Here is a 26,599-nt window from a genome sequence, read left to right on the forward strand (position 1 = left end):
ATGCAAATTCCTAGCAAGTTAAAACCTTATTATGAAAATATAGCTTTTGAGCAAGAAGACTCAAAAATGATTATTAATTTAGGGCCACAGCACCCTTCAGCACATGGAAATTTACGCCTTATTTTAGAACTTGATGGAGAGCAGGTTGTAAAAGCGCGCCCTACCATAGGCTATATGCATCGTGGTATGGAAAAAATGGCTGAAAATATGATATATCAAGAGTTTATCCCGACAACTGATAGGATGGATTATATCGCTGCGTCGGCTAATAATTATGCTTATTGTGCAGCTGTTGAAAAGCTTTGCGGCTTAGAAATTCCACGCCGTGCAGCAGTGATAAGAATGATACTTTTAGAGCTTAATCGCATCGCATCGCATTTGCTTTGGCTTGCAACTCACGCACTTGATATTGGGGCGATGAGTGTATTTTTGTATTGCTTTAGAGAACGCGAGTATGTTTTGGATTTGATAGAAAAATATTGTGGAGCAAGACTTACACATTCTTCTATGAGAATAGGTGGAGTTATGCTTGATTTGCCTGAAGGTTTTTTAAATGAGCTTTTGGCATTTTGCGATAAATTTCCTAAAGATATCGCTGATTATGAAGCTTTATTAGATGATAATAGAATTTGGCGCCTAAGAACTGAAAATGTAGGTGTTGTAAGCAAAGAACAAGCAATGAATTGGGGCTGTACAGGGGTGATGTTAAGAGGAAGTGGCGTAAGATATGATATACGCAAGGAAGAGCCTTATTTGCTTTATAATGAAATAGACTTTGGCGTGCCTTATGCAACGCAAGGAGATTCTTATGCTAGATATAAAGTTTATATGCAAGAATTTCGCGAAAGTCTTAAAATACTTAGACAATGTGCCGCGCTTTACAAAGATACTCCACCTGAAATTTTAGCCAACCATCCTGAGTATGTAAGTGCTTCAAAGGAACAAATTTTAACACAGAATTATTCTTTAATGCAGCATTTTGTTTTAATCACCCAAGGTTTAAAACCTCCTAAAGGCGAAGTTTATGTGCCTACTGAAAGTCCAAAAGGTGAGCTTGGCTTTTTTATCCATAGTGATGGTACAGGAAGACCTTATCGTTTAAAGGCTAGAACGCCTAGTTATTGGCATTGTGCATTTTTTGAAGAAATGCTTGTGGGGACTTATTTGGCTGATGTTGTGGCCATTATGGGAAATGTAAATATAGTTTTAGGTGAGATAGATCGATGAGAAGAGTAGATTTAAGAAAAAGCAAAGAGCTTTTTGAAGATTTAGCACAAATCATAAAAGAAGCAAAACAAGGTGAGGTTTTAGTGGTGCTTTTTGAAATCGGCGATTTTTCTCCTGTTGAAAAAAGTTTTTCTTTTGTAAAAGAACAAGGCTGTGAGCTTTTAAATTCCTTGAAATTTAATCAAGTGGATTGGACTATAGTGATTAAAAAGGAAAGCGTATGAGTTATGAAAGAGCGCTTTGTTTTGTGGATATGCTAAGTCTTAAAAATAAAATTTTATGTGAAAAAATTCAAGGTGAAAATATTTATATTTCTTGCCTTGAAGATAAGAATTTAAATGCGAAATTTTATAAATGTGAAATTGCAAGTTTGAGTTATGTTTTAGCTTTGCTTTGTAAGATGAGCGAAATGGATAATTTTCAAGACTTAGATGAGGGATATTTGAGTGCAGAATCTTGTCTTGGTGAAGAAGAGGCGAGTGAAATTTTAGATTTTTTAGAAAATGCAAAATACTTAATTGTAGATGAAAATATTAATTCTTACAAAGATAGTGAAAATATTAAATATTTTCTAAATTTTCTAAGCCAAAAATACAAACTTAAAATTTTAGACAGTAATGAAAAAGAATGTGATTTTAAAAATGCAAAATTGAGTACTTTAAAAGAGCTCGATAGCTATGATGGTTTGGTGCTTTTTAGAGCAAATTTAAAGGATGATAATTTGCATTGTTCTAAGCAGTTTTTACAAATTGCAAAATGCAAAGATAAAAGTGAAGTCGAAGTTTTGGCTAAGGATTTTAGTCTTAAAACCACACTTTGTTTGGATGAAAATTTGCAAGGCACTATAGCCTTTTTAAATTATGATCAACAAGGTTTTGATTTTACTCCAATTCGCATAAAGGAAGCAAAATGACAATTAAAATAAATGGCATAGATTGCGCCTTTGAAGAAGGCGAATATATTTTAAATATAGCAAGAAGAAATGATATTTTTATCCCAGCAATTTGCTATCTTTCAGGCTGTAGCCCGACTTTGGCTTGTCGTATGTGTATGGTAGAGGCTGATGGTAAAAAAGTGTATTCTTGCAATACTAAAGCAAAAGAGGGTATGGTTGTAGAAAGTGATTTACAAAATCTTTGGGATGAAAGAAATGAGATCATGCAAGCTTATTGTATCAACCATCCTTTAGAATGCGGAGTTTGCGATAAATCAGGCGAGTGTGAATTGCAAAATTTCACTCATAAAAGCCGTGTAAATATCCAAAGACATTGGATTAAAGACACACATAAACCGCATAAACATTGGGGAATGATTAATTACGATCCTGCACTTTGTATAGTGTGTGAGCGTTGTATCACAGTTTGTAAGGATAAAATCGGCGAAAGTGCTTTAAAAACAGTGCCTCGCGGAGGTGATAGTGTAGATAATAGCTTTAAAGAAAGTATGGGTAAAGACGCTTATGCGATTTGGACGAAATTTCAAAAGAGTTTGATAGGCCCTGCAAATGGAGATATGCTTGATTGTTCTTTTTGTGGAGAGTGCACTAGTGTATGTCCAACAGGGGCTTTGATAGGTTCTAAATTCCAATATACTTCTAATATTTGGGAGTTAAAAAGAATTCCTGCTTCAAATCCGCATTCAAGTGATTGTGAGCTTATGTATTATGATGTCAAACAAAGCGGTATTAGCAATCAAAAAGCTAAAATTTATCGCGTAAGTAATGATTTTGCTTTTGCGAGTTTAAATAAGGCTGCAAGATTTGCTTTTGATACGCAAAATGAGGCAAGTAAGGATGAAAAAGCTTTTAAAGAGCTTGTAGAACTTTTTGAAAAAAATGAGATTAGAAATATTAAATTCAATAGCTTTATCACAAACGAAGAAGCTTTGATTTTGCAAAATTTCAAAAAGAAATTCGGCTTAAATCTTATCAATAACGAAGCTTTAAAATTTAAAGACTTTTTGGAAGAATTTATAAGTAATGGCGGTGAGTTTTATAATGCTACAACCCAAGATATCACAAAAAGTGATTTTTTAGTCGTTGCAGGAATGCTTTTAAGATACGATGCGCCTACGCTTAGCTATAAAATCAACAATGCCTTAGTGATGAATAAAGGCTCGGGACTTTATTTTCATCCTATAGAAGATGCAGGCATTGCAAAGTATTCTAAAAATTTCATTTCACATACTCACAAAAGCGGAGATGAGGAGCAAATTTTATATTTCTTACTTCAAAAATTCACTCAAGATGAAAATATAAAAGCAAATTTAGCTGAATTTTTTGTAAATGGGAATAAAGAAATAGAAGAAAGTATTAATGAAGAAGTTATAGAGCAAGTTGTAGAAAAAGATGAAGAGGGTAATGAAATTTCTAAAGAAGTGAAAAAAGTCGTGCCTAAAAAAGTGAAAAAAACTATAGAAGTAAAACGCTCGGTTTTTGCTAAAAATTTGGGTATAGATGAGGATAAATTAGAAGATTTATTGCTTAAAAAGGCTAATTTTACTTTGATTATAGGAAGTGATTTTTATTTTCATAAAAATGCTAAAAAATTGGCTAAATTATTAGCTTTGATCCAAAATACAACTCCTTTTAAAGTCTTTTTAAATCCTACACATACAAATACCTTAGGTGTGGCTATGATTTGTGATTTGGATAAAAACACGCAAGAAGGCAAGACTTTAGGCTACAATGAAAAAGGTGATTTTAGTTTTTCTTATGAAGAGCATGCAAATTTAGCTAGTGCGAGTTTAAATCAGCAAGAGGGTACTTTTTTAAATTACGATAAAAAAGTAGTTCCAACCAATGCAGCTTTAGAATTTGATGGATATTTTTTAAATGATTTGGCTAATGCTTTAGGTTTTGATGAGGAATATACTATAAATTATACTAAGAGACTCCCTATAAATAAAGGTTTTTCTCCTTTGGAATTTGATAGTCTTGATAATTTTTATACCAATGGTGGAGAATGCAAAAGAGGATATGATTTAAATTTAGAATGCCATAAAAAAAGTGCTAAAAATGAATTTATAGCTCCCCATTTGCAAAATTTAACATTACAAGAAGATGAAATTTTGCTTTACAGTGCAAATCCTAGTTATCAATTTGGTAGATTTTCAAATCGTGCAAGTGCAACCAATGAAGCGATTTTTTTAGGAGTGAGTCAGAATTTGGCAAAAGAAAAAAACTTGCAAGATAAAGATCTTGTAAAACTTAAGATTAAAGATAAGGAATTAAGTCTTAGCGTGCGTATAGATAAAGACATAAAAAATGGGGCTTTTTTACCTTATTTTGACGAAAAAATCGACACGCTAAGTTTTTTTGATGAAAGATTTATTGTGGCAAATTTAGAAAAATTAGGAGCGAGTCATGAGTGATTTTGCTTTTTTTGCTTTAGAGGCTTTAATTAAGTGTATTATAGTGATTGCAATTTTTGCTACCTTAGCAGGACTTGCAACTTATGCAGAAAGAAAGGTTTTGGCTTATTTTCAAAGACGCATTGGGCCTGATATGGTAGGACCTTTTGGACTTATTCAGCTTGTAGCAGATATGATAAAACTTTTTACTAAAGAAGATATCATACCTTCAAATTCACAAAAATTGATTTTTGCTATAGCGCCTTTGATTGCAGCTATTTGTGCTTTTGTTTCTTTAGCGGCTATTCCTATGCTTCCTGAATTTACATTATTTGGACGCACTATACAGCCTTTGATTGCTGATATTAATGTGGCTTTGCTTTTTGTTATAGGAACTTCGGGGCTTTGTTTTTATGCTATATTTTTAGGTGGCCTTGCAAGTAACAATAAATGGTCAATCATAGGTGCTGCAAGAGGGCTTGTAGCTATCATTTCTTATGAGAGTGTAGGAGCCCTTGCTTTAATAGCTATTGTGATGCTTGTAGGATCTTTTTCTTTGATAGATATTAACAATTATCAAAGCGATGGATTTTTTTCATGGCTTATTTTTAAACAGCCTTTAGCTTTTGCACTTTTTGTGATTGCTTTATTTATCGAAACCAATAGAACTCCACTTTGTTTAACTGAAAATGAAGCCGACATCGTTGCGGGTTATGGTACGGAGTATTCGGGTTTGAGATGGGGTATGTTTTTCATAGGAGAATATGCTTCTATGATAGCAGGAGCGATTTTGATTACGCTTTTATTTTTAGGCGGTTTTAATGACTTTTATTTTATACCTGGCTGGATTATGATGATAGTAAAATCAAGTTTTATCTTCTTTTGGTATTTTTGGGCTAGAGCAGCTTTTCCACAACTTCGTCCTGATCAAGTGATGAGAATGTGTTATTTAATTTTAATTCCTTTGGCGGTTTTAAATCTTTTAATCACTGCCTTTGCAGTACTTATATAGGAGTTTGTGATGAAAAATTATTATTTAATTGATGAAAAAAGAAAGACTCCTACTAGCACTTGGCAGAAGATTTCACAAGCTTTAAAAAGAAGTGTGAAATTAGAGCTTTTTGTGGGATTGTGGGTGGTTATGCGTGAAATGCTAAAAAGAAACAATAGCGCAACCATAAAATATCCCTTTGAAAAGGTAAAGCTTGACAATCGCTACCGCGCTGTACACCGTCTTATGCGTTTTATAGAAAGTGAAAATGAAAGATGCATAGGATGTGGGCTTTGTGAGAAGATTTGCATCAGTAATTGTATCAGGATGGAAACTTCTTTAGATGAAAATGCTCGTAAAAAGGTGGGAAATTATAGTATTAATTTGGGGCGTTGTATTTATTGTGGTTTTTGTGCTGAAGTTTGTCCTGAACTTGCTATAGTTCATGGCACAGAGTATGAAAATGCAGCCGAACAAAGATCTTATTTTGGCTATAAACAAGATTTTTTAACTCCTATTGATAAGCTTAAAAATCAAGTTGAATTTGAGGGTGCGGGTAGCCTTAGAAAGGATGCGGATTTACTTGTGAAAAAAACTCCAAATTATTATGAAGTTTTACAAGAAAGAGAAAAAAATTTATGCACTGATGAAGAATGCACATTGCTAAATTTAGCTCCACAAGGAGAAGTTAAATGATAGAAATTTTAGCTTTTACATTTTTTAGTGTAGTGGTTTTAGGTTTTTTCTTAGTAGCGGTTTTGAGTACAAATATGCTTTATTCTCTTTCTGCTTTAGCCGGTGGAATGGTTTTTTTATCGGGTTTTTATTTTTTACTTGATGCAGAGTTTTTAGGAGTGATACAAATCATAGTTTATAGCGGGGCTGTGCTTGGGCTTTATAGCTTTGCTATGATGTTTTTTGATAGCTCCAAAGAATTTAAAGAAAAATTAAGAGCTAAGAAGAGTTTTTTTCTTTTAGTGATTTTAAGTGCTGTTTTGCTTTTGTTTATGCTTTTAGGCTTTAAGCACCAAAATATCGCGGGTGATTTAGCTTTAAGCGATCCAAATTTATTCGATTATAATAAGCAACTTGCTTTTGCTATTTTTTCAAAATATCTTTTAGCTTTTGAATTTATAGCTATTTTGCTTTTAATCGCTTTAATTTGTGCGATCGTGCTTACACATAAAGAGCTTACAAAGGAAAGATAATGGTAGAAAAGTATTTTTTTATAGCTATTGCAATGTTTATTGTAGGATTAATCGGTATTTTAAAAAGACAAAATCTCATTATGCTTTTTATTTCAAGTGAAATTTTACTCAATGCAGCAAATTTAGCTCTTGTTGCAGCTTCTAAGATGCATCAGGATTTAAATGGACAAGTTTTTGCTCTTTTTGTGATGGGTGTGGCTGCTTGCGAAGTGGCTGTGGGTGTAGCATTTTGCGTACTTTGGTATAGAAGAAAAGGCACTTTAGAATTAAAGAGCCTAAAAGAGGAGGTTTGATAATGCAAAATTTAGCTTTGATTTCTCTTTTTAGCCCTTTTGTAGCTTTTTTATTTGCAAGTTGTTTTGCTTTAAGTGAAAGAAAAATTTTTGTCGCTTATGTATGTTCTTTATTGATTGGTATAAGTGCATTTTGTTCTTTGTATCTACTTTTTAACAATCAAGCTTTTAATGTAAGTTTATTTGAGTGGTTTATAGGTTTAAGCTTTGGATTTAACATAGATGCTATTTCTCTTACTATGATGAGTGTTGTGGGTGTTGTAGCAACTTGTGTGCATTTTTATAGTATTTTTTATATGGCTCATGATAAAGATTTTAATAAATTTTTTGCTTATTTAGGGCTTTTTGTATTTTCAATGCTTTTTTTAGTGATGAGTGATAATTTTTTAGGACTTTTTGTAGGCTGGGAAGGGGTAGGGCTTTGCTCTTGGCTTTTGATCGGTTTTTGGTATAAAAACAATACCTATTCTTTTGCAGCTAATGAAGCTTTTATTATGAATCGTATTGCGGATTTGGGTATGCTTTTGGGAATTTTTTGGCTTTATATCCAAGCAGGCACTTTAAAATACAATGAAGTATTTGCCATAGCACAAAATTTAGATCATAATGCTTTGGTTTTGATTGCAAGTTGTTTATTTATCGGAGCTATGGGAAAATCCGCGCAATTTCCTCTTCATACATGGCTTGCAGATGCAATGGCAGGACCTACGCCTGTTTCAGCCTTAATCCATGCTGCTACCATGGTAACTGCGGGGGTTTATTTGGTTATTCGTGCAGGAGAAATTTACTCTTTAGTGCCTGAGGTTTCTTATTTTATCGCTTTATTAGGAGCATTTGTGGCTATTTTTGCAGCTTCCATGGCTTTGGTGGCTAGGGATTTAAAACGCATTATCGCTTATTCTACTTTATCGCAGCTTGGATATATGTTTGTGGCTGCAGGACTTGGAGCTTATGGTATAGCTTTATTTCACTTAGTAACCCATGCTTTTTTTAAATCTTTACTTTTCTTAGGCGCTGGAAATGTTATGCATGCAATGGATGATCAATTAGATATTAAAAAAATGGGTGGGCTTTTTAAATCTTTAAAAATCACTGCTATTTTTATGACTATAGGTTCTTTGGCTTTGGCAGGAATTTATCCTTTAGCAGGCTTTTTCTCAAAAGATTTGATTTTGGGTTATTCTTTTATCGCTCATTATCATGGAATTTTCTTAATTCTTTTAATTTCAGCCTTTTTAACCGCTTTTTATAGTTTTAGACTTTTAATGTTGGTATTTTTTACTCCTTCTAGACACGATAAACATCCACATGAAGCAAGTAAAATAGCCCTTTTGGCTATGAGTCCTTTGGTGGTTTTAGCTATTATCGCAGGCTTGTTTGAGCATAGTTTTTTCGAATATCTTAGCACTCAACTCATTTTTATCGATGCTCAAAATAAACTTGTAATGATTTGTGCGAGCGTAGCGGCTGTTTTGGGTGTAGTTTTAGCCATTATAGCCTATAAGGCTTCTTGGTTTAAAGATAGCATAGAGCAAAATAAAATCCATAAACTTTTGAGCAATGATTATTTTATCCCTAAGTTTTATCATGAATTTATAGTTTCAAAATACGAAAGCTTGTGTGCAGTTTTAAAACATTGTGACACTTATATTTTTGATGCTATAGTGGACAAAATTGCTTATTATTGTAATTTGATTTCGCAAAAAATAATTATGAGTAATAGTCTTAATTTAATGCTTAGATTTTTGGTGGCAGGATTTGTGATTTTGCTTATTTTGGTATGGGTGGTGTAAAATGTTAAATTATCTAATCTTTTTTCCTTTAATTGCCGCTTTTGTAACTCTTGTTTTGAATCGTGGGGGTATAAAAGTTTTTAGCGTCATAGCGAGTTTAATGGTGCTTGGTTTAAATATCAAGATTTGGCAAGATTATTTAAATGGAATAAACCTTGAATATCAACTTCCTTTCAAGGTAGTCAATTTCATGAGTTATCATATAGGCGCTGATAGCATAGCTTTGATTTTAATGCTTTTAAGCTCCTTGATGATATTTTTAAGTTTTTTATTTTTAAAGATTGAGCAAAAAGCAATGGTATCTTGCATATTCTTTTTAGAATTTGCGATTATGGGATTATTTTCTTCGCTTGATGGCTTACTCTTTTATGTATTTTGGGAATTTTCACTTTTGCCTTTGCTTTATATTATGGGAGTATATGGTAAAGATTATAGAGCAGGGATTAAATTTTTTATTTATGCCTTTGCGGGTTCGATTTTAATGCTTTTAGCTTTAATTTATCAAGCCTATGCGACCTACAAACTTTTAAATATTTTCACTTTTGATATAGAAATTTGGAAAAATAATGCTTCGGCTATGAGTTTTAATGAACAAATTTTACTTTTTGGAGCATTTTTTATCGCCTTTGCTATTAAAGCACCGCTTTTCCCTTTTCATACTTGGGCACCAAAGGTTTATGCAAATTCGCCTATTTTAGTTTCTATGATGCTTGTAGCATTTAAAATGGCTCCTTTTGGATTTTTACGCTTTTGCTTGCCACTTTTTCCTGATGCAAGTGTGTATTTTATGCCTTTAGTGGTAGCTTTGTGTATAGTAAGTATAGTTTATAATGCTCTAATTGCTTACCGTGCTTCAAATTTAAAAGAATTGATCGCTTATAGTTCGATTTCTCACCTTGGGGTTATGATTTTAGGTATTTTTTCTTTTAATGCTTTGGGACTTAGTGGAGCAGTATTTTATATGTTTGCACATGGTATTGTTACAGGAGCCTTGTTTTTAATGGCTGAACTTTTATATAAAAAATACGGTACACTTGAAATTTCTTATTATCATTCTTTAGCCAATAAAGCGCCTTTATTTACTATTTTCTTTACTTTGATTTTACTTGCAAGTATATCTTTACCACTGACAATATCTTTTGTTGGAGAATTTTTAATTCTTTTAGGTGTTGCAAAACTTAATTTACTTTATGCTCTTTTGGCAGGACTTGTGATTATTTTAGGCGCTATTTATATGCTTCATGTATTTAGAAAAATGTTTTTTATGCAAAAAGAAAGTCAGCTTGAAACTTGCTCCTTGCACGCAAGAGAAATTCTTTCTTTGATACCTATAGTAGTTTTAATTTTTTATTTGGGTATAGCACCAAAGATTTTTTTAGATCCTTTAAATAAAGATGCGGATTTTATCGTTGAAAAAATGAAAGAAAGAGCTATTGATGATCAAACCATTCGATTTTTAAATCATTTAGAAGGGGAAAATAATGTTAGGTAATATCGATTTAAGCAGCTTAAATATCCCTTTATCCTATCCTTTTGCATTTTTGATTGCTGTGGCTATCGTGCTTTTGCTTTGTTCGGGTTTTTGGAAATTTCATCGAACTTTTTATATGGCTACTAGCTCTTTATCTTTGATTGTGAGTGTTTTTTTAATTTTAAATAATATCGCTGCGCAAGGCTTAGAAGCAAAAGGATTTTTAGGAACTTTAAATAATGATATTGTTTCTTTGTATGCTTCTTTGGTTATTTTATGTTTTTCGTTTTTATATCTTTTGATGCAAAAAGAAGAAAATCAAGGCGAATTTTATAGTTTGTTTTTATTTATGGTAGCGGGGCTTTTACTTATGGTTTCAAGCTCAAATTTGATCTTGATTTTCATAGGACTTGAAAGCTCTTCCTTGGCTCTTTATACACTTATTGCTATGCGCGGAAGTAATAATGCTATTTCAAGTGCTATTAAATATTTTAGCGTTGCGGCAGTAGGTTCGGGCTTTTTTGTTATGGCGTCGGCTTTGATTTATATTAGAACAGGCACTTTGGATTTGGGTTTAAAATTGGCTCTTGATAAAGATCCTATGCTTTTAGGCGCAGGAGTTATGATTTTTGTTTTATGTGCTATCAAACTTTCTTTAGCTCCTTTCCATTTTTGGTTAAAAGATGTGTATTCTTCAGCACATGTAAATTTGGTCGCTTTTATCTCTGTTGTTCCTAAAATAGCAATGTTTGTTGTAGTTATCAGACTTTTTAGCTTTTTAAATCATTTAGGATTTGAAAATATTTTAAATGTATTGACTGTATTTTCAATGCTTGTTGCAGCTTTAGCCGCATTGAGTCAAAAAGATGTCAAAAAGATGTTTGCTTATAGTTCTATAGTGCATTCTAGTTTTGTTTTAGCAGCATGTATACCTTTGTTAAATGCGGCCGATGATGTTTTAAATTCTATATTTGTTTATTGGGTGCTTTTTGGTTTTGCTAATTATGGTGTGTTTTTGATTCTTAGTACCTTTAAGGGAAGTTTGTTTGAAGAATTTAATGCTTTGTTGTTTAAAAAGCCTTTGATTGCACTATCGCTTAGCTTTTGTATACTTTCATTAGCTGGAATTCCGCCATTTGGAGCTTTTTGGGGTAAGGTGATGGTGTTAAAAACTTTAATTGTCGCTGATTATTGGTATTTAGCTCTTTTTATGGCTTTAGCATCGCTTATTATGCTTTATGCGTATTTAAAGCTAGTTATCCATGCTTTATTTGTAAAAACTCAAGCTAAAGTTTCGGAGCATTTAAATTTTATTCAGAGTTTTATTTTAGCTCTTTGTACTTTGATTAGTGTATTTGCTTTATTTTTGTTACTCAAAATATAATATAATTATTGTATGAAAATTATATTTTTGGTATTGCTGAGTATTTGTACTCTTTTTTCTTTTGAATTAGCCCTAAATACAGGCCGTGAGAACAATCAAGCTTTTGCGGTCTTACATGCTAGTAATGACTTAGATTTTACTTGTCAAAAGATTGTTATTGAAGATAAAATACATTTTGAATGCGAGATTATGGGTGTAGTAGATAATAAATTAAGCGATCAAAGTTTCACTGCTTTTGATCTAAAATTTATTAAAGAACCTCAAAAGATTAAGATGATTATCCTGCCTAAAATGAGTGCAAGAATGTTTGATTTATCGCAAAATATTTATGCAGATAAGGAGTTAAATTCTTCTAGTATGCATAAAAGCAAGAGTTTTACTTTCATTTTTACTCCAGAATTAGAGCATGTAAAAGATTATGATGGACTTGATTTTAATATCAATTTTCCATATGAAAGTTTACCTTATGTCGGAGCTTTGGATTTAAATTCAGATCCTGTCATCATCCCTCAAAGTGCTGATATTAATACCTATTTGCGTATAAAAAATGAGTACGATAAGGCTAATTATACTCAAGTGGTTATAGATGCTCAAAATGCTATCAATCGCTATCGTGGTAGTATTTTTATGAATGAGTTTATACTTTATAAGCTTAGAGCACAAAGCCAAATTTACACTCAAGATCCAAGTATGCGCGATCAGCAAGTTTTGGAAAAAATGATTGATGAGGCTAAAAATTGGAATCGTACTTTTACAAGCGATAAGAATTTTCCAGAAGTCTTGCATATTATGCTAAGAACCTATATTGCTTTATCGCAACGCGCTGATATAGAATATACTATGTCGATTTTAAATAATGAGCAACCCAATAGTTATTTTACTCAGCTAGCAAGACTTGATTATGCTGATTACATCTATCCTTTAAACGAGAAAGAAAGAGCTATAGATATTTATGAGGATATTTATTTTAACACCAAAAATTTAGATTTGGCAGCAAGGGCGGCAATGAGCTTAATCAAAGATTATCTTGCCAATAATCAAATCGATAAAGCTGTGCAATATGTCAATACAATTTTAAAAGCCAATCCCGAATATTTTCCAAAGGATATGTTTAGATCTTTAGAGCTTGCTAAGCTTTTTAATCAGCATAAACAATATGACATAAGTGCAAGTATTTATGAAGATGTTTTTGTAAAAATGCCTAAAATTGATGATAGATATGAGCAGGTTTTAAAGGATCTAGCTTTAACCCTAGCTATGACTTCAAGATCAAGTGATGCTAACAAATATCTTGATTTATATATGGATAATTATTTAGATGGAAAATATTTAGATGAAATTAGAAAAGCAAATGATGAGGTTTTCTTTGCCTTAGCGGATAATAATGCTACATTTTTACATCAGCGTTATGCAAACCTGATGAAAGAATACGCTCAAAAAGATGAAAATATAGTCAATAAAGCTTTAAGCGAAGATGTTGCGCTTTATTATAAAGAGGGTAACTTAAGTGCAGTTTTGACCTATAAAGATCAGATAGAAAATAAGAAATTAACAAATTCTGCAAAATTATTAGAGCAAGCAGCTATTCAGCTTCTAAACAATGATTTAAAAGCCGATAATTGTATCAATGCTGTTAATATATTTACACAATTTAATGCTTACGAAATTGGACAAAAGATAGAAAATAAAAAACAAATGCTAGCTTGTCTTATGAGAACTTCAAATATGCAACAAGCAATGGATTATATCGATAAAAATCATAATGAAGATTCTATTTTTTATGGTTTGCAAAAAGCATCTATACTTTATGATAATAAACAATATCCATTAGCTTTAAATATAGCTCGAGAAATAGCAAATTCTAGAATTTTAAAGAGTGATGAGGAGAATTTTAAAGCTTATTATTTGCAATTTTTGTCTTATTTGAAAATGGATGATTATAATATGGCTATTAAAATTTTACAAATTTTAGAAAGCTTTCCTATGAATTTTACAATGGTTGAAGCTTATGATAATTTATTAATTTACGCAAACGATCACAATATGCAAACAACGATTTTAACTTATGCGCCCAAGGCTATCGACTATCAAAATTTAAAAGGAATTAATCTTTTTAGCCCCAATTTAGAATTTATTTATCTTGATACTTTAGCGAAAACCAATCAAAATCAAGAAGCTTTAGCAGTATTAATAGATTTGTTAAAATTAAAGCTTTCAGATGAAGATAGGGCTAGAGCTTTATATATGCAAAGTATGACTTATGAAAGAATGCAAAATACTCAGGCGCAAAAAGAAAGTCTAAAGCAGTGTTTGGAACTTAAAACTACTTCTAATTGGCAAAATTTATGTCGAGATAAAAATCAAATTTTAGCCCAATAAGCTTAATTTGATTTTCTATGCATTGAGATGATTTTTGTTTTGTGATTGCTTAGCTTGGATTTTTTAAATCATCATAATAAAAACTAAAATCATATTTTTATTTTTAAGAAATTTACTATATTTTTCTTTATAAAAATCTTTTTATCTTTAATAGTTCTTTCCATGCTAGCTTTCAATTTTGGGTATAAATATGTATAAATTTATAAGCGAACAAAGTTATATAGCGTATATTAATTTTTACAATCTATAAAGTGAGTCATTTTTTCGAGTAGGCAAAACATGAAGTTAAGTAAGGAATTTAATCAAGAAGGTGATTTATTTTAAGTGAAGTGAGAAATAAATTCAATGGATAAGCAAATTAATTCACAAGAGCAACAATATAACAATAAAATACAGAATAAACTAGTAAATAAGGAACTATAAAAACAAACCAATACCTAACCTAGAACTTAACAAATAACGAATTAAAGATATTAATGAATAATCAATTAAAAGTGTTAGTAAATAATAAGTTAAAAGTATCAACAAATTAAAATCTTTAGATTGATACTTGCATATCAATCTAAATTGTATATATTAGCCAACATATAAACTAATATGTAAAATCAATATTTCATATTAGTTTAATCAAAACCTTTTCTTTTTCACATCTTCAAGTATGTTATTAGCTATATCACTTACTGTACTAGAAATAATAGCAGACTCATTAGCAATCTCTACATTATCCTTAGTGGTTTGATCAATTTGAGCTACACTCTCATTGATTTGAGTAATACCTGCAGTTTGCTCTTTAATAGATTCTGCCATATCATTGATAGATTGAACCAATAAATTAGTATTAGCTTCTATTTCAGATAAAGACTTTTGAGTTCTCTCAGCTAACTTTCTAACTTCATCAGCAACAACGGCAAAGCCTCTACCATGTTCTCCTGCTCTTGCAGCTTCAATAGCAGCATTTAATGCTAGAAGATTGATTTGATCTGCAATATCTCCAATAATACCTGTAACATTTTTAATCTCTTCAGATTGAGTGATAACATCACTAGTTTTAACTGAAACATTTTGCATAGAAGAAGTGATCTCTTCTAAAGCTGCTGCAGTTTCTTCTAAAGATTGAGCTTGAGAATTTGAAGAAGTGGTTAAGCTTTGAACAGCAGTTTGTAATTTTCCACTTTCATTAGCTAAAGCATTAGCAAAGTCTGAACTTTGTTTTAGCATTTTAATGATTTCTTGTCCTAGTGCATTAGTAGTTACCTCTACAGCTCCATTGGCATCTTTTACTTCAGTAGTAAAGTCAAGAGATTTATAACTATTAAATACTCTTTGAATTTCATTCATATCAGAACCTACTCTAGCTTGTAAAGCATCAAGAAGTCTATTTAGAACATTTTTTAATTCTATTAATTGTGGGTTTCTTGGATTAGCAGTAATTCTTGCTGTTAAATTACCACTTTCTACTACATGAACAGTTTCAACTGATTCTTTAACGGCTTGATTGTCTTGTTCTAAACCTCTTTTAGTAGCAAGAATGTTTTCATTGATAGCATTTGAGATTTGTCCAAATTCATCATTACTTTTTACTTCTATAGTAGAAACATTTTTTGTTTTATGGTTGATAAAATCAAAGAATGAAGTTAAACCTGTTTGGATAGCTGCAAGTGGGGAGAGGTATTTTGATACGATGAAATAAAGGAGGATGATGCTAATAGATATCATAATAATTAAGGCTATAACTTGTATATATGCTGCTTTAAATATAGGTTTATTTATTACATCTGTACTCTCGGTAATACAAGCTGTATAAGCAAAGACTTTAGTACAAACTCCAAGTCTTTCTTCATTATTTAACTTATAAGAGAAGAAGTTGTTATCACCATGAGCTTTATATGCATTTAAAACAGGAGAATGGTCTACCGAAGGATCTAATAAAGCTTTGTTGGTGGCTGCAGAAATTCTATCTTTATGATCAAAAACAAAGGTATTGCCTGGAGTTCTAGCGATTCTATCTTGTAAACTAGTTAATAAAACATCAATTCCTAAAACACCAATAAATTTACCATCCTTATAAAGAGCTTTAGAGTAAGTAGTGGCGTATTCATTACTAACAGCATCAATATAAGCTGGGGTTATATACATTTGATTACTATTTCTAGCTTCTTTATACCATTCCCTAGTAGTTGCATTATAGTTGTTGGCTTTTCCATTTATAGTTATATTAGTATTTTTTTTCTCGCTTAGATCATCACTCACGATATTTTCACCATTATCTAAACCAATATAAACAGCAAGCACATTTCCACTATTGCGGTAGTATTTTAATATGGCTCCTGCATTATTAATTATGTTATCTTGAGAATTTAGTGCTTCATAGGGTAAATTTAATATATCTTTTTCAAGAGTATTAAGCAAAGATATATTTCTGGATCTAAAATCCTCTATAGAAATTTGTGTTGCTTTAAGAAGTTCTGTTTCAGCATGAAGCGTACTTTGATACAAAGAATCTTTTGTAAAGTAAAAGCTAATGATGCTCAAAATACTTAAAGCAAAAATTGCAATTGAATTTGCAATAACAGAAAGTTTTATTTTGATATTATTCATGTTTTTCCTTTTAATTTTTGTTATTTTTAGTATAAAACTAATAATTTGGCTATTATTTTATCACAAAAAAATAAAATAAATTTTTATTTTTATTTTAAAAAGGAGAAAATATGGCTTATACTATAAAAGAGGTAGAAAAAGAAACAAAAATTAGTGCTCATACTTTAAGATTTTAGGCTAAAAAAGGTTTGTTTCCTTTTGTTCAAAAAGATGAAAATAGTGTGAAATATTTTTCAAAAAGCGATATAGAATGGGCAAAATGGATAGAATGGCTTAGAATTTCAGGTATGCCAATAGAACAAATCAAACATTATATAAAACTTTGCTCTTTGGGTATAAAAACTGCCAAAGAGAGACAAGAGATGTTAAAGCAAACAAAGAAAAAATTACAAAACCAGATTAAAACATTAAAAGAAAGTGAAAAAGTTTTAAGCAAAAAGATAAAAATTTATGAAGAAATGCTTGCAAATGAAGTCGATGGGTTTAATCCAGAAAGCAAGGACTATCAACCTTGCGATAAGTTTTGTAAAGAATCATGAGGCTTGATTCATTTTTTAGAATTTAAACTTTTGCCTAATGCCCATTTTACAAGTAAGATAAGTACAGGAACTTCTACTAAGGGGCCTATAATGCTTGCAAAAGCTTGTTCTGAGTGAAGCCCAAAAGTAGCAATACAAATGATTATAGCTAATTCAAAGTTATTTCCACTAGCACTAAAGCATAAAGAACAAGTTTTAGGATAAGAAAGATGATTTTTCTTAGAAATAAACCAAGTTAGAAAAAACATGAAGATAAAATACAAAGTCAAAACAAAGGCTATTTTTAAAGCTTCTAAAGGCAGGTGAAATACTTCATTTGCTTTGTAAGAACACATAATGATAATAGTTGCTAGCAGGGTGATAAGAGTTATAGGGCTGATTTTAGGTAAAAAGGTATTTTCGTACCATCGTTTGCTTTTGTATTTTAAAAGTAGGGTTCTTGTTATAAAGCCCATTAAAAAAGGAATTCCTAAATAAATCAAAACATTTTTACTTAGAGCTGAAAAATCTATATCTAAACTTGTAGCTAAAGTGCTTTGACCTAGTAATTTTGGTAAAAAATCCAGATAAATATAAGCCAAAGTGGAAAAAAATAAAATTTGAAAAATGCTATTCATCGCTACTAAAGCACTGGTGTATTCTCTATCACCTTTTGCTAAATCGCTTCATACTACCACCATTGCGATACATCTTGCCAAGCCGATGATGATAACTCCTTGCATATATAAAGGCTCGTCTTTTAAGAAAATAAAAGCTAAGATAAACATAAGCAAAGGGCCTATGAACCAATTTAAAATCATAGAAAGCAAGATAACTTTTTTAGAATCAAATACCTTTGAAAGCTTTGCATAATCAACCTTAGCCAAAGGCGGATACATCATCAAAATAAGACATAAAGTCAATACTACATTTACAGACTTGTACTCAAATAAATTCCAAAATAAAGCGATATTGGGGAAAATGATATCTAAAATTAAACCCAAAAAAATAGCTAAAAATATCCAAAGCGTGAGAAATCTATCGATAAAACCTAACATGTAAAGTCCTTAAGAGAATTTGTCTTTATGGCTTGTAAAAGAGCTGTTATTTTATAATCTAAAATTTGAATTATTTTCTTAAATTCATCATCATAACTTCCGCTAGGATCTTTTAATCCAAAATCAAAATAATACCTTGATTTTAAGCTAGGACAAGCCACGCCACAACCCATACTTACGACTATGTCTAAATTTTGAGGCAAAGAATCAATGAGTTTAGAATAATGCTTTTTCATATCGATTTGATAAATTTCACGCATAAGTCTTATAGCCTGTGAATTTACACCCTTAGAAGTGTCGCTTCCTGCGGAAAATACTTCGATATCTACGCCCATTTTTTCAGCTTTATGCCTAGCTAGTGCTTCTGCCATTTGAGAACGGCAGCTATTGTGAATACAAATAAATGCAAGTTTCATTTATCGTTCTCGCAAGTGTTTTGTTCTAAAACTATGTTGTCAATATCTAGATTTTTAATATTTTCAAAAAGGTCAGAATGCAGTTTTAAAAGCTCATTGTTGATACCATAATACGCCCAAGTTCCCTTACGCTTGACATATAAAAATCCTGCATCTTTTAAAATTTTTAAATGTCTTGAAAGTCTTGATTGCCCCATGTTTAAAAGTTTTTGCAAATCACACACGCAAAGTTCTTGATATTTTAAAAGATGGTATAAGACAAGCACTCTGCTTTCATCGTTGATCGCTGAAATGATGGTTAAAAACTTTTGCATTAAAATCCTTTATATAAAAAACATTAAGATTCCAAATAAAATAGCAATTAAAATAATCAAAAGGGCAAAAAGTATTAAAAAACTTGTTTTAAAATTCCTTTTAAGTAGAATTAATTCAGGTAAAGAACAACCCGATCCTGCAATTAAAAAACTCATCATGATTCCCAAAGGAATTCCTGTTTGGGTTAAAACCAAGGCCACAGGTATCATTGCTGTGCAATTCATATAAAGCAAAACACCTATAAAAGCAGCGATGAATACTCCTAAAATTCCATAATCTTTTAAATAAATTTCAAAAAAATTACTTGGAAAAACCCCATGTATTAATGCCCCAATAAAAGTTCCCGCAAGAGCATAGGGTAAAATTTTTTTATATTCTTTCAGGCTATCGATACAAATTTGTTTAAGATTTATATGAGTTTTGCTAGAACAACATTTTTTTGTGCTGCAACAACTACTTTTTTCGTTAAACTCATTTTCTAAAAAATCATTATTTAAAAATTTGCTTGTGTCAAATTTTGACAATAAAAATGAAATAAATAAAATAATTGCATATAAAAATCCTATATAAATGAATGAAATTTTAATCCCAAAACTGACTATAAAAACTACAATTATAATAGGATTTATTAAGGGCGAAGTGATAAGATAGACCATACAAACGCTAAGTGGTACTTTGGCTTTTAAAAAAGCATTTAAAAGTGGGATTGATGAGCAAGAACAAAATGGCGTTAGAGAACCAAAAAATATAGCTTTTAGGCGTGTTTGAAAATTATCTTGCTTTAAATGTTTTTCGAAAAAATTTGAATATTTTGCATTTAAAAAAGCAACTAAAATATTGATTCCTATAAAAAGCACAGAAAGCTCGACAAATAGATATAAAAACTCTTTAAAAGTGTTAAAAAATACTTGCATTGTTTTTCCTAAAAAATTTTTAGAGCAGTGTAATATAAATTTATTAATATATTAATATATATTTATATATTGATAATGTAATATATATACAGAGTGTTTTAAAATAAAGTTTTTACTTGAAATAATAAAGTTAAGATATAAAAGTTAATTTTAAAATTTCTATAGTTACTATTTAGATGTTGTATATTTTAAAAATGCAAACTTAAAATATTAGCATAATAAGGATATTTGAATTTATAACAATTTTCATTAATAATGCAAATTATCGTTTATAGTTAAATATTACAATGCCTACTTAAAAATTTTGAAACTAGGAGTTTGTAATGAAAAAATATATTAGTAGCTGTTTGGCTATTTGTTGTTTAAGTAGTGCTATTTATGCAAATGATGTAAAATATAATGCACAAAAAATAGCGGATATTTTTTATCAACTCAATGCGGATCCTAAAAATCCCAAAGTAAAAGTTAATCATGCAAAAGGTTTTTGTGCTATGGGAACTTTTGAGCCGGCACAATCTATTAATAAAGAAATTGATGTGCCTTTATTGACATACAAAAGTTTACCAATTCAAGTAAGGTATTCTTTAGGTGGAGCTTTTAAAGATGATAAAAGCAAAACAAGAGGCATGGCTATTAGAATTACTGATCCTCAAGATTCTGCTTCTTGGACTATGGTTATGTTAAATACAGAAATAAATTTTGCAAAAAATCCTAAAGAATTTGGTCAGTTTTTTGAAATGAGACTTCCTGTAAATGGTAAAGTTGATCAAGAAAAAATAAGTAAAATGATGCAAGAGGTTGATTCCTATAGAAATTTTGCTGCATATACTGATAAAATTGGTATTAGTAAAAGTGTAGCAAATACTCCATTTTTTAGTATTCATACTTTTTATTTTAAACAAGCAGATGGAGAAAATTATTTGCCAGCGAGATGGAAATTAGTTCCAAGTGAAGGTGTGGCGTATTTAAATGAGGCGCAAATGAAAAGCGCAAGTAGTGATTTTTTAAAAGAAGATTTCAAAGATCGCGTAAAGACTAATAAGCCAGTAGAATATAAAATGTATTTAGTATATGCAAATAAAAATGATATTATTAATGAAACGACAGCTTTATGGAGTGGTAAGCATAAAGAAAGCTTAGTTGGAACTTTTAAAGTTAATGCTTTGAGTGATGAAGATTGTAATTTTGATGTATATTTCCCTTCAGATGTACCTCAAGGAGTAAATCCGCCACAAGATCCTTTGTTCGATGTAAGAAACGAGGCTTATGCTATCACTTTTGGCATGCGTCAATAAATCTTTACTTTCAAGGGTTAAAGTCTTTTAAGAACTTATACTGTTTTGCCAAAGCTTGTCTTAAGATTAAGCTTTGGGGATTCATTTTTTTATGTTTATGAAAAATATAGGTTTTATGAGATATAAAATACAAGTGATAATTTAGCATTTTTGAAATATAAAAATGTGATTTTAGAGTAAAAATATAAAAATAATTAACCCTAGTATTCTATATAATATTTACACTTATACTTTATAATTTAGTAAATACTAAAAAAGGAAAAAAATGAAAACTTTAATCATTTTCGCACATACATTTTGGGAAGATTCTAAGGCAAATAAGGCTTTGTTTGAAAGCATTAAAAATTCAAAATAAGTACAAATCCACAATCTTAGCGAAATTTACAAAGAGGGTAAAATCGATGTCAGTAAAGAAATGGCTTTGTTAAAAAATGCCGATAAAATCATCTTTCAATTTCCACTTTTTTGGTTTAGCACTCCAGCGCTTTTAAAAGAGTGGCAAGATAGGGTTTTAACAGCAATTCTTTATGGAGAAAATAAAGAACTTTTAAAAGATAAAAAATTTCAGATTGTAACGACTTTAGGCGGCGCGAAAGAGAGTTATGATGGGCATCATGGTGCGACTTTAGAAGAGCTTTTAAAGCCGATTTGTTATACATTTGAATATCTAGGATGTAAGAGTTTAAAGCCTTTTGCAATCTTTAGTGCAGATGCAAATAAGCTTGATTTAAAAGCTTATCAAGACGCTATAAGTCAAAATTCAGGGTGTTCTTAAATACTTTTTATAAATTTAAGAAAATGCTTACAACTTACAAAAAATTTCTAAAACTCTAGCAATATAAAAAGCTTGAATTTAAGGTGATTGATCGCCTTAAATTTTTTAATTAAATTTTAATCCTCAAAATTTCTAAGCAAGGGATAAATTTTTATTTTTTATAAACACTGAACTAATATTTATAGTATAATTTTTTCCAAATTTTATGTATCAAATTGGCGATATAAAGGAAGATAAAATGACTTATGACATAGCGGTTATTGGAAGTGGTAGTGTGGGGAGTTTTGCTGGGTATTATGCGGCTAAAATGGGCTTAAAAACCTGTCTTATCGATAAATTTCAAGCACCTCATACTCAAGGTTCTTATCATGGTGATACAAGGATTTTTCGTATAGCTTATGGCGAGGGTGAAAAGTATATACCGCTTTTACAAGAGGCATACACGCTTTGGGGAGAATTTGAAAAAGAGCAAAATATCAAGCTTTTTGAGCGTTGTGGGCTTTTAAATATCGGCTAAAATTCTACTTTTATGCAAAATGTGCTCTCAAGTGTGAAAAATTACGATCTTAAAGCAAAAATTCTAAATGCCAAAGAATTGCAAGAAAATTATAATATTTGCGTATCAGATGATTTTTTCGGCGTGTTAGAAACAGATACAGGCTTTGTGTATAGTGATTTGAGTGTAAAAAGTGCTATCAATGCTGCTTGCAAGCTCGGTGCGCATACTTTGTGTGATGAAATCGTGCGCATATGCAAAGAAAATGGAGTGTATAAAATACAAACACAAAATTCCAGCATACAAGCAAAACAAATTCTAATCAGTGCAGAAAGTTATGTCAATGAAGTATTGGGCGTGTGTGAATTTGACTTGCCAAAAGTGCCTGTGGGCATTAGACGCAAAGTGGTGAATTGGTTTGATACGGATTCTTATAAACTCTCACAAGGTTTTCCAGCGTTTATACTCGAATTTGAAGACGATTATTTTTATGGTTTTCCTGATTTTGCAGATGGATTAAAAGTGGGTAGAGATAAAGTAGGGGAGATCATTAGCACCCGCGAAGAACGCGTGGAATTTGGATCTTATGAGCAAGATACTCTTGATATAGGTAAGCATATCAAAGAATTTTTTCCTGATTTAAAAGATTTTAGCAAAGGCAGTGTTTGCACCTATCCTTTAAGCCCTGATGATGATTTTATCATCGATTTTTTAGATGAAAATCTCTTTTTTATGGGTGGGCTTAGCCATGGGTTTAAATTTGCTCCCGCACTTGGACTTTTAGGCGTGAAAGCATTGCAGACTCAAAAGCTAGATCCGAGTATAAAGCAGTATTTTAGCCTAAAGCGTTTTGGATAAAGCTGTACAACCCTTATATTTAAGGGTTATTTAATACGCTCTAATTCTTCTATAACCAAAGGCAAATCTTTAAAGCCTTCGCTTTCCATAAAATGTCCACCATTTGGAGTTCGTATGAATTTAGCATTTAGCTTTTTGGCTAAATTTTCACTCATCCAAGTTGGCACGACTTTATCGTCTTTTGCGCTGATGATGATTTTGTGAATTATCATGTTATCAAGCTTTTTATAGTCTAATTTTGGCTTTATAAAATCATTTAAAATAGGCAATTTTGCCAAAGGTTCATCAAAGGGTGCAACCATTATTACACCGCCGATTTTAGTCCTTTCATCAAGCGAATTTAAAAAATCAAGCACCGCAACTCCACCTAAAGAATGCGTGATAAAAAAGGTATTTTCATCAAGTTTTGTGAAATTTTGACTCATGGTTTGCATCCACTCATCAAGCTTAGGCGAAAAAGCATTAGGGAAACTTAAAAGTAAAACTTCATGATTTTTAGCTTTTAAATTCTTTGCTACACTTGGCAAAAATCCGTAATTCTCATCGCTGCCATAGCCATGCACGATATAAATTTGCTTAGCAAAAACAAAGCTAATGCAAAGACAAAGCAAAAAGATGATTTTTTTCATAAGTGTCCTTTCTAAAATTCAGTAGTTTAGATAATATTTTGTATTTTTTGCAAAAGCTCATTGGCTTTTTCTTGATTTGCCTTTAAAGTGCTTAGGATTTCTTCTACTTCACGCAAGGTTTTTTCTTCTTTGGAATTTGGATTTTTAGCACTTATATCATAGTTTCTTTCTTCAAGTTCTTTTATGCTAACTAGATAAGAATGAGGAGTGATTTTTCTTTCCTTATAGATTTTTAAAAATTCCTCAAAATGTGCGTATTCTAAAGGCTTGTTTTTGGTGAGTTTAAAAGGTGGTATAAGCTCATAATAATACACCTTATCATCTTCACCACAAATACTTCTTTTTCCTTTTGAGAAAAAAAGCACATTGGTTTTTACCGCACTATAAGGTAAAAATACCCCGCTTGGCAAGCTTAAAACGCATTCGAGATTGAAATTTTCTAGCAAGTCTTTTTTCACGCTTACAAAGGCATTTGAATTTTGAAAAAGCACGCCCTCAGGCACTATTATAGCACATCTTCCGTTGTTATTTAAAGATTTTAAGATATGTTGTAAAAATAAAAGCTCAGTAGCGTTTGATTTTACGGGAAAGTTGTTTTGAATTTGTTCTTTTTCCTTGCCTCCAAAGGGTGGATTTGCCAAAATCACTTCATATTTTTCGCTTTGGGTTATGTCTGTGATTTTTTTATTTAGAGTGTTTGTTTTGATGATATTTGGAGATTTTACCTCGTGCAAGATCATATTCATCACGCCCATTGCGTAGCTTAGTGGGGTTTTTTCTTTGCCAAATAATGCATCATTTTGTAAAAATTCAAGCTCTTCTACGCTTAAATTTGCTTTTTTGTTTTTATTCCTGTCTTCATACAAGATATGCAAAAAGCTTTCTACTAAAAACCCACAACTCCCACAAGCAGGATCATAAATCCTTTCTTTTGCTTTAGGATCTATCACTTCTACCATAGCTCTTATCAAAGGGCGTGGCGTGTAAAATTCTCCACTATTTCCCCCATCGCTTCCCATATCTTTTAAAAGCTTTTCATAAACTTCACCTAAGGCAAATACATCACTTTCTTTACTAAAGCTTAGCTCATCGACTAAATTTATAACCTCTCTTAAGGTGTGTCCATTGGCTATGCGATTGTCTATAAACTCGAAAATTCCGCCTATTTTATACTCTATGCTTTTGAAATTTTCATTATCTTTAAAGCTTTTTAGATATGCAAAAAGCTCGTTATTTACAAAGCTAAGCAAATCATCTCCGCTTAAAGCATTTTTTACATCAAGTTTGCCTTCACTTGTTTTTGGAGCTGCCCATATTCTCCAGCTGAATTTTTCTTCTAAAATGCTTTTATATGCTTTATCATTTAAGATAGCTTCTAGTTTTAATTCTTCTTCATAATCATCTAAAAATTTTAAAAACAATATCCAGCTGATTTGCTCACTATAGTGCATCGCACCGCTTATACCATCATCGCGTCTTAGTATGTCTGTGATTTTGTCGATTTTATTTTGCATTTAAAAAATTCCCTTTTTAAAAAGTCTTAAAAGTTCTATATTTATATAATAATGGTTTCTACCTATTTTAATGCATTCTAATACCCCTAAATTTTCACAAATTTTAAGATATTTTGAGGCACTTTGCCTAGAAATATTTAATTTTTCTATCAAAAAATCTATCTTTGTATAAGGATGAGAAAACAAAAGCTCTACAAAGTCTTTACTATAAAAATTGGTTTTATTTTGCAAAATTTCGCTTACATTTAGCATCATTTTTTCTATCGTGGCAATAGTTTCAATAGTTTTTATAGCAGTTTGCTCTACGCCTTTTAGTATGTATTCTATCCATTCTAAAATCGCTCCTTCATCTCGCACTTTTTGCAAAAGACTATAATACTCCCCTTTATTTTTTACAATATAAGCACTCAAATATAAGATAGGCAAATCAAGCAAGCCTTTATAAACCAAATAAAGTATATTTATAATCCTGCCTGTTCTGCCATTGCCATCATAAAATGGATGAATGCTTTCAAATTGATAATGAATGATTGCCATTTTTACTAAAAAATCTAGTTCATCTAAAGTATCATCGTTAATGTATTGCTCTAAATTTCTCATAAGCTCTTGTATGTCGCTATGATTTTGTGGGGGTATGTGTTTGATTTCTCCTGTGATAGGGTTTTTAAGCATTGTGCCACTTTGTTTTCTAAAGCCTGCATTGTTTCTTTCTAATCTTTTTTGAATTTCTAAAATATGTGCATTTCTCAACAAACGCTCTTTTTTTAAAAGCTCATACCCTTTTTTCAAAGCATTTTCATAGTCTTTTACTTCTTTTGCTGCTCTTGTAAGTTTGCTTTCATCGATTTGAGATAAAAAAAGCTCATCATGTGTTGTGATTATGTTTTCTATCTCACTTGAATCTTTTGCTTCTTGCAAAATTAAAGCATTGATTAAAATGTTTGGATTAGGGATACTTTTGCTAAGTCCATTTAACTCTGCTAATTTTCTAGAAGCCTTGATGATAAGGCTGTAAATATTTGAATTTAATTCTATATTTAGAGGTAGTTTTGGCGGTATGAATTCTTTCATGATTTTTCCATATGTTAAAATTTCTAAAAATTTTTAACATTATAA

General features: G+C 31.0%; 21 protein-coding genes and 4 pseudogenes. 16 read left to right on the plus strand and 9 right to left on the minus strand.

Going from position 1 to position 26,599, the window contains the following annotated elements; all coding sequences use genetic code 11:
* The 12 genes from nuoD to FOC43_RS08385 are packed head-to-tail and all read left to right on the plus strand — an operon-like array spanning window position 1 to window position 14,097.
* The gene (gene nuoD, locus FOC43_RS08330; RefSeq protein ID WP_002783417.1) at window positions 1-1,227 is read left to right on the plus strand and encodes an NADH dehydrogenase (quinone) subunit D; all 1,227 of its coding nucleotides are present in this window, start codon (window positions 1-3) and stop codon (window positions 1,225-1,227) included.
* Window positions 1,224-1,451, plus strand: a complete 228-nt coding sequence (locus FOC43_RS08335; protein ID WP_002777895.1) for an NADH-ubiquinone oxidoreductase subunit E family protein — start codon at window positions 1,224-1,226, stop codon at window positions 1,449-1,451. The genes nuoD and FOC43_RS08335 overlap by 4 nt, the downstream gene beginning before the upstream one ends.
* On the plus strand, window positions 1,448-2,140 hold the full coding sequence (locus tag FOC43_RS08340) for a hypothetical protein (RefSeq protein WP_002777897.1): 693 nt from the start codon (window positions 1,448-1,450) through the stop codon (window positions 2,138-2,140). The genes FOC43_RS08335 and FOC43_RS08340 overlap by 4 nt, the downstream gene beginning before the upstream one ends.
* On the plus strand, window positions 2,137-4,599 hold the full coding sequence (locus FOC43_RS08345; protein WP_002788144.1) for an NADH-quinone oxidoreductase subunit G: 2,463 nt from the start codon (window positions 2,137-2,139) through the stop codon (window positions 4,597-4,599). The genes FOC43_RS08340 and FOC43_RS08345 overlap by 4 nt, the downstream gene beginning before the upstream one ends.
* On the plus strand, window positions 4,592-5,590 hold the full coding sequence (nuoH, locus tag FOC43_RS08350) for an NADH-quinone oxidoreductase subunit NuoH (protein ID WP_002777899.1): 999 nt from the start codon (window positions 4,592-4,594) through the stop codon (window positions 5,588-5,590). Before FOC43_RS08345 ends, nuoH begins: the two co-directional genes overlap by 8 nt.
* 9 nt (window positions 5,591-5,599) lie before the next feature.
* A complete protein-coding gene (gene nuoI, locus FOC43_RS08355) occupies window positions 5,600-6,265 on the plus strand; it encodes an NADH-quinone oxidoreductase subunit NuoI (protein ID WP_004284418.1) in 666 nt (221 codons plus the stop codon).
* Window positions 6,262-6,777, plus strand: a complete 516-nt coding sequence (locus FOC43_RS08360; protein ID WP_002799155.1) for an NADH-quinone oxidoreductase subunit J — start codon at window positions 6,262-6,264, stop codon at window positions 6,775-6,777. Before nuoI ends, FOC43_RS08360 begins: the two co-directional genes overlap by 4 nt.
* The gene (gene nuoK / locus FOC43_RS08365) at window positions 6,777-7,070 is read left to right on the plus strand and encodes an NADH-quinone oxidoreductase subunit NuoK (RefSeq protein WP_002777902.1); all 294 of its coding nucleotides are present in this window, start codon (window positions 6,777-6,779) and stop codon (window positions 7,068-7,070) included. The genes FOC43_RS08360 and nuoK overlap by 1 nt, the downstream gene beginning before the upstream one ends.
* A gap of 2 nt (window positions 7,071-7,072) precedes the next feature.
* Complete coding sequence (gene nuoL / locus FOC43_RS08370) at window positions 7,073-8,863, plus strand: NADH-quinone oxidoreductase subunit L (protein WP_002777903.1); 1,791 nt, start codon at window positions 7,073-7,075, stop codon at window positions 8,861-8,863.
* Between the two features lies 1 nt (window position 8,864).
* Entirely contained in the window at window positions 8,865-10,355 is a 1,491-nt protein-coding gene (locus FOC43_RS08375; protein WP_002777906.1) for an NADH-quinone oxidoreductase subunit M, read from the plus strand.
* Entirely contained in the window at window positions 10,345-11,718 is a 1,374-nt protein-coding gene (locus tag FOC43_RS08380) for an NADH-quinone oxidoreductase subunit N (protein ID WP_002806927.1), read from the plus strand. Before FOC43_RS08375 ends, FOC43_RS08380 begins: the two co-directional genes overlap by 11 nt.
* 12 nt (window positions 11,719-11,730) lie before the next feature.
* On the plus strand, window positions 11,731-14,097 hold the full coding sequence (locus FOC43_RS08385) for a DUF7494 domain-containing protein (RefSeq protein ID WP_004284409.1): 2,367 nt from the start codon (window positions 11,731-11,733) through the stop codon (window positions 14,095-14,097).
* 627 nt (window positions 14,098-14,724) lie between these two features.
* On the opposite strand, the gene FOC43_RS09160 is transcribed toward FOC43_RS08385, so the two are convergent.
* Together FOC43_RS09160 and FOC43_RS09165 are read right to left on the minus strand one after the other, a co-directional pair.
* The gene (locus tag FOC43_RS09160) at window positions 14,725-15,813 is read right to left on the minus strand and encodes a methyl-accepting chemotaxis protein (RefSeq protein WP_406807482.1); all 1,089 of its coding nucleotides are present in this window, start codon (window positions 15,811-15,813) and stop codon (window positions 14,725-14,727) included.
* A gap of 282 nt (window positions 15,814-16,095) precedes the next feature.
* Window positions 16,096-16,695, minus strand: a pseudogene (locus FOC43_RS09165) (cache domain-containing protein); the annotation flags it as partial.
* Between the two features lie 110 nt (window positions 16,696-16,805).
* Between FOC43_RS09165 and FOC43_RS08395 the strand changes: the two are divergent.
* A pseudogene (locus FOC43_RS08395) lies at window positions 16,806-17,234 on the plus strand (MerR family transcriptional regulator).
* Here the strand turns inward: FOC43_RS08395 and acr3 are convergent.
* The 4 genes and pseudogenes from acr3 to FOC43_RS08415 all read right to left on the minus strand — a co-directional run bounded on the left by acr3 (window position 17,229) and on the right by FOC43_RS08415 (window position 19,916).
* Window positions 17,229-18,271: pseudogene (gene acr3, locus FOC43_RS08400) on the minus strand (arsenite efflux transporter Acr3). The pseudogenes FOC43_RS08395 and acr3 sit on opposite strands and share 6 nt — an antisense overlap.
* Window positions 18,265-18,687 (minus strand): arsenate reductase/protein-tyrosine-phosphatase family protein, encoded by a 423-nt coding sequence (locus FOC43_RS08405; protein ID WP_002781069.1) that lies wholly within the window; start codon window positions 18,685-18,687, stop codon window positions 18,265-18,267. The pseudogene acr3 and the gene FOC43_RS08405 overlap by 7 nt, the downstream one beginning before the upstream one ends.
* On the minus strand, window positions 18,684-19,001 hold the full coding sequence (locus FOC43_RS08410; RefSeq protein WP_002778517.1) for an ArsR/SmtB family transcription factor: 318 nt from the start codon (window positions 18,999-19,001) through the stop codon (window positions 18,684-18,686). The genes FOC43_RS08405 and FOC43_RS08410 overlap by 4 nt, the downstream gene beginning before the upstream one ends.
* 9 nt (window positions 19,002-19,010) lie before the next feature.
* A complete protein-coding gene (locus FOC43_RS08415; protein WP_004284396.1) occupies window positions 19,011-19,916 on the minus strand; it encodes a permease in 906 nt (301 codons plus the stop codon).
* A gap of 323 nt (window positions 19,917-20,239) precedes the next feature.
* Between FOC43_RS08415 and FOC43_RS08420 the strand changes: the two genes are divergently transcribed.
* From FOC43_RS08420 to solA, 3 genes and pseudogenes are all read left to right on the plus strand, one after another.
* Window positions 20,240-21,211, plus strand: coding sequence for a catalase (locus FOC43_RS08420; RefSeq protein ID WP_002784178.1), 972 nt, complete (start codon window positions 20,240-20,242; stop codon window positions 21,209-21,211).
* A 361-nt stretch (window positions 21,212-21,572) separates the two neighbouring features.
* Window positions 21,573-21,986: an NAD(P)H-dependent oxidoreductase gene (locus FOC43_RS08425; protein WP_032685568.1), complete on the plus strand. Its 414-nt coding sequence runs from the start codon at window positions 21,573-21,575 to the stop codon at window positions 21,984-21,986.
* A gap of 238 nt (window positions 21,987-22,224) precedes the next feature.
* Window positions 22,225-23,340, plus strand: a pseudogene (solA, locus tag FOC43_RS08430) (N-methyl-L-tryptophan oxidase).
* A gap of 26 nt (window positions 23,341-23,366) precedes the next feature.
* On the opposite strand, the gene FOC43_RS08435 reads toward solA, so the two are convergent.
* From FOC43_RS08435 to FOC43_RS08445, 3 genes are read right to left on the minus strand one after another with little or no spacing between them, the layout of a single operon-like run.
* Window positions 23,367-23,969, minus strand: a complete 603-nt coding sequence (locus tag FOC43_RS08435) for an RBBP9/YdeN family alpha/beta hydrolase (RefSeq protein WP_002793993.1) — start codon at window positions 23,967-23,969, stop codon at window positions 23,367-23,369.
* A gap of 26 nt (window positions 23,970-23,995) precedes the next feature.
* The gene (locus FOC43_RS08440; RefSeq protein ID WP_002778505.1) at window positions 23,996-25,483 is read right to left on the minus strand and encodes a type I restriction-modification system subunit M; all 1,488 of its coding nucleotides are present in this window, start codon (window positions 25,481-25,483) and stop codon (window positions 23,996-23,998) included.
* Entirely contained in the window at window positions 25,484-26,554 is a 1,071-nt protein-coding gene (locus FOC43_RS08445) for a Fic family protein (RefSeq protein ID WP_002842070.1), read from the minus strand. It lies immediately after the preceding gene.
* Window positions 26,555-26,599 lie beyond the last annotated feature (45 nt).

It is taken from the genome of Campylobacter coli (assembly GCF_009730395.1).
Taxonomy (GTDB): domain Bacteria; phylum Campylobacterota; class Campylobacteria; order Campylobacterales; family Campylobacteraceae; genus Campylobacter_D; species Campylobacter_D coli.

Bases quoted from the DNA above. Each gene is read 5' to 3' on its own strand.
- FOC43_RS08340 (WP_002777897.1), top strand. From the start codon at position 1,448: ATGAGTTATGAAAGAGCGCTTTGTTTTGTGGATATGCTAAGTCTTAAA.
- FOC43_RS08360 (WP_002799155.1), top strand. From the start codon at position 6,262: ATGATAGAAATTTTAGCTTTTACATTTTTTAGTGTAGTGGTTTTAGGT.
- FOC43_RS08410 (WP_002778517.1), bottom strand. From the start codon at position 19,001: ATGCAAAAGTTTTTAACCATCATTTCAGCGATCAACGATGAAAGCAGA.
- FOC43_RS08445 (WP_002842070.1), bottom strand. From the start codon at position 26,554: ATGAAAGAATTCATACCGCCAAAACTACCTCTAAATATAGAATTAAAT.
- FOC43_RS09160 (WP_406807482.1), bottom strand. From the start codon at position 15,813: ATGATATCTATTAGCATCATCCTCCTTTATTTCATCGTATCAAAATAC.
- nuoK (WP_002777902.1), top strand. From the start codon at position 6,777: ATGGTAGAAAAGTATTTTTTTATAGCTATTGCAATGTTTATTGTAGGA.
- nuoL (WP_002777903.1), top strand. From the start codon at position 7,073: ATGCAAAATTTAGCTTTGATTTCTCTTTTTAGCCCTTTTGTAGCTTTT.
- FOC43_RS08380 (WP_002806927.1), top strand. From the start codon at position 10,345: ATGTTAGGTAATATCGATTTAAGCAGCTTAAATATCCCTTTATCCTAT.
- FOC43_RS08420 (WP_002784178.1), top strand. From the start codon at position 20,240: ATGAAAAAATATATTAGTAGCTGTTTGGCTATTTGTTGTTTAAGTAGT.
- FOC43_RS08405 (WP_002781069.1), bottom strand. From the start codon at position 18,687: ATGAAACTTGCATTTATTTGTATTCACAATAGCTGCCGTTCTCAAATG.
- FOC43_RS08440 (WP_002778505.1), bottom strand. From the start codon at position 25,483: ATGCAAAATAAAATCGACAAAATCACAGACATACTAAGACGCGATGAT.
- FOC43_RS08375 (WP_002777906.1), top strand. From the start codon at position 8,865: ATGTTAAATTATCTAATCTTTTTTCCTTTAATTGCCGCTTTTGTAACT.
- nuoH (WP_002777899.1), top strand. From the start codon at position 4,592: ATGAGTGATTTTGCTTTTTTTGCTTTAGAGGCTTTAATTAAGTGTATT.
- nuoI (WP_004284418.1), top strand. From the start codon at position 5,600: ATGAAAAATTATTATTTAATTGATGAAAAAAGAAAGACTCCTACTAGC.
- nuoD (WP_002783417.1), top strand. From the start codon at position 1: ATGCAAATTCCTAGCAAGTTAAAACCTTATTATGAAAATATAGCTTTT.
- FOC43_RS08345 (WP_002788144.1), top strand. From the start codon at position 2,137: ATGACAATTAAAATAAATGGCATAGATTGCGCCTTTGAAGAAGGCGAA.
- FOC43_RS08435 (WP_002793993.1), bottom strand. From the start codon at position 23,969: ATGAAAAAAATCATCTTTTTGCTTTGTCTTTGCATTAGCTTTGTTTTT.
- FOC43_RS08335 (WP_002777895.1), top strand. From the start codon at position 1,224: ATGAGAAGAGTAGATTTAAGAAAAAGCAAAGAGCTTTTTGAAGATTTA.
- FOC43_RS08385 (WP_004284409.1), top strand. From the start codon at position 11,731: ATGAAAATTATATTTTTGGTATTGCTGAGTATTTGTACTCTTTTTTCT.
- FOC43_RS08415 (WP_004284396.1), bottom strand. From the start codon at position 19,916: ATGCAAGTATTTTTTAACACTTTTAAAGAGTTTTTATATCTATTTGTC.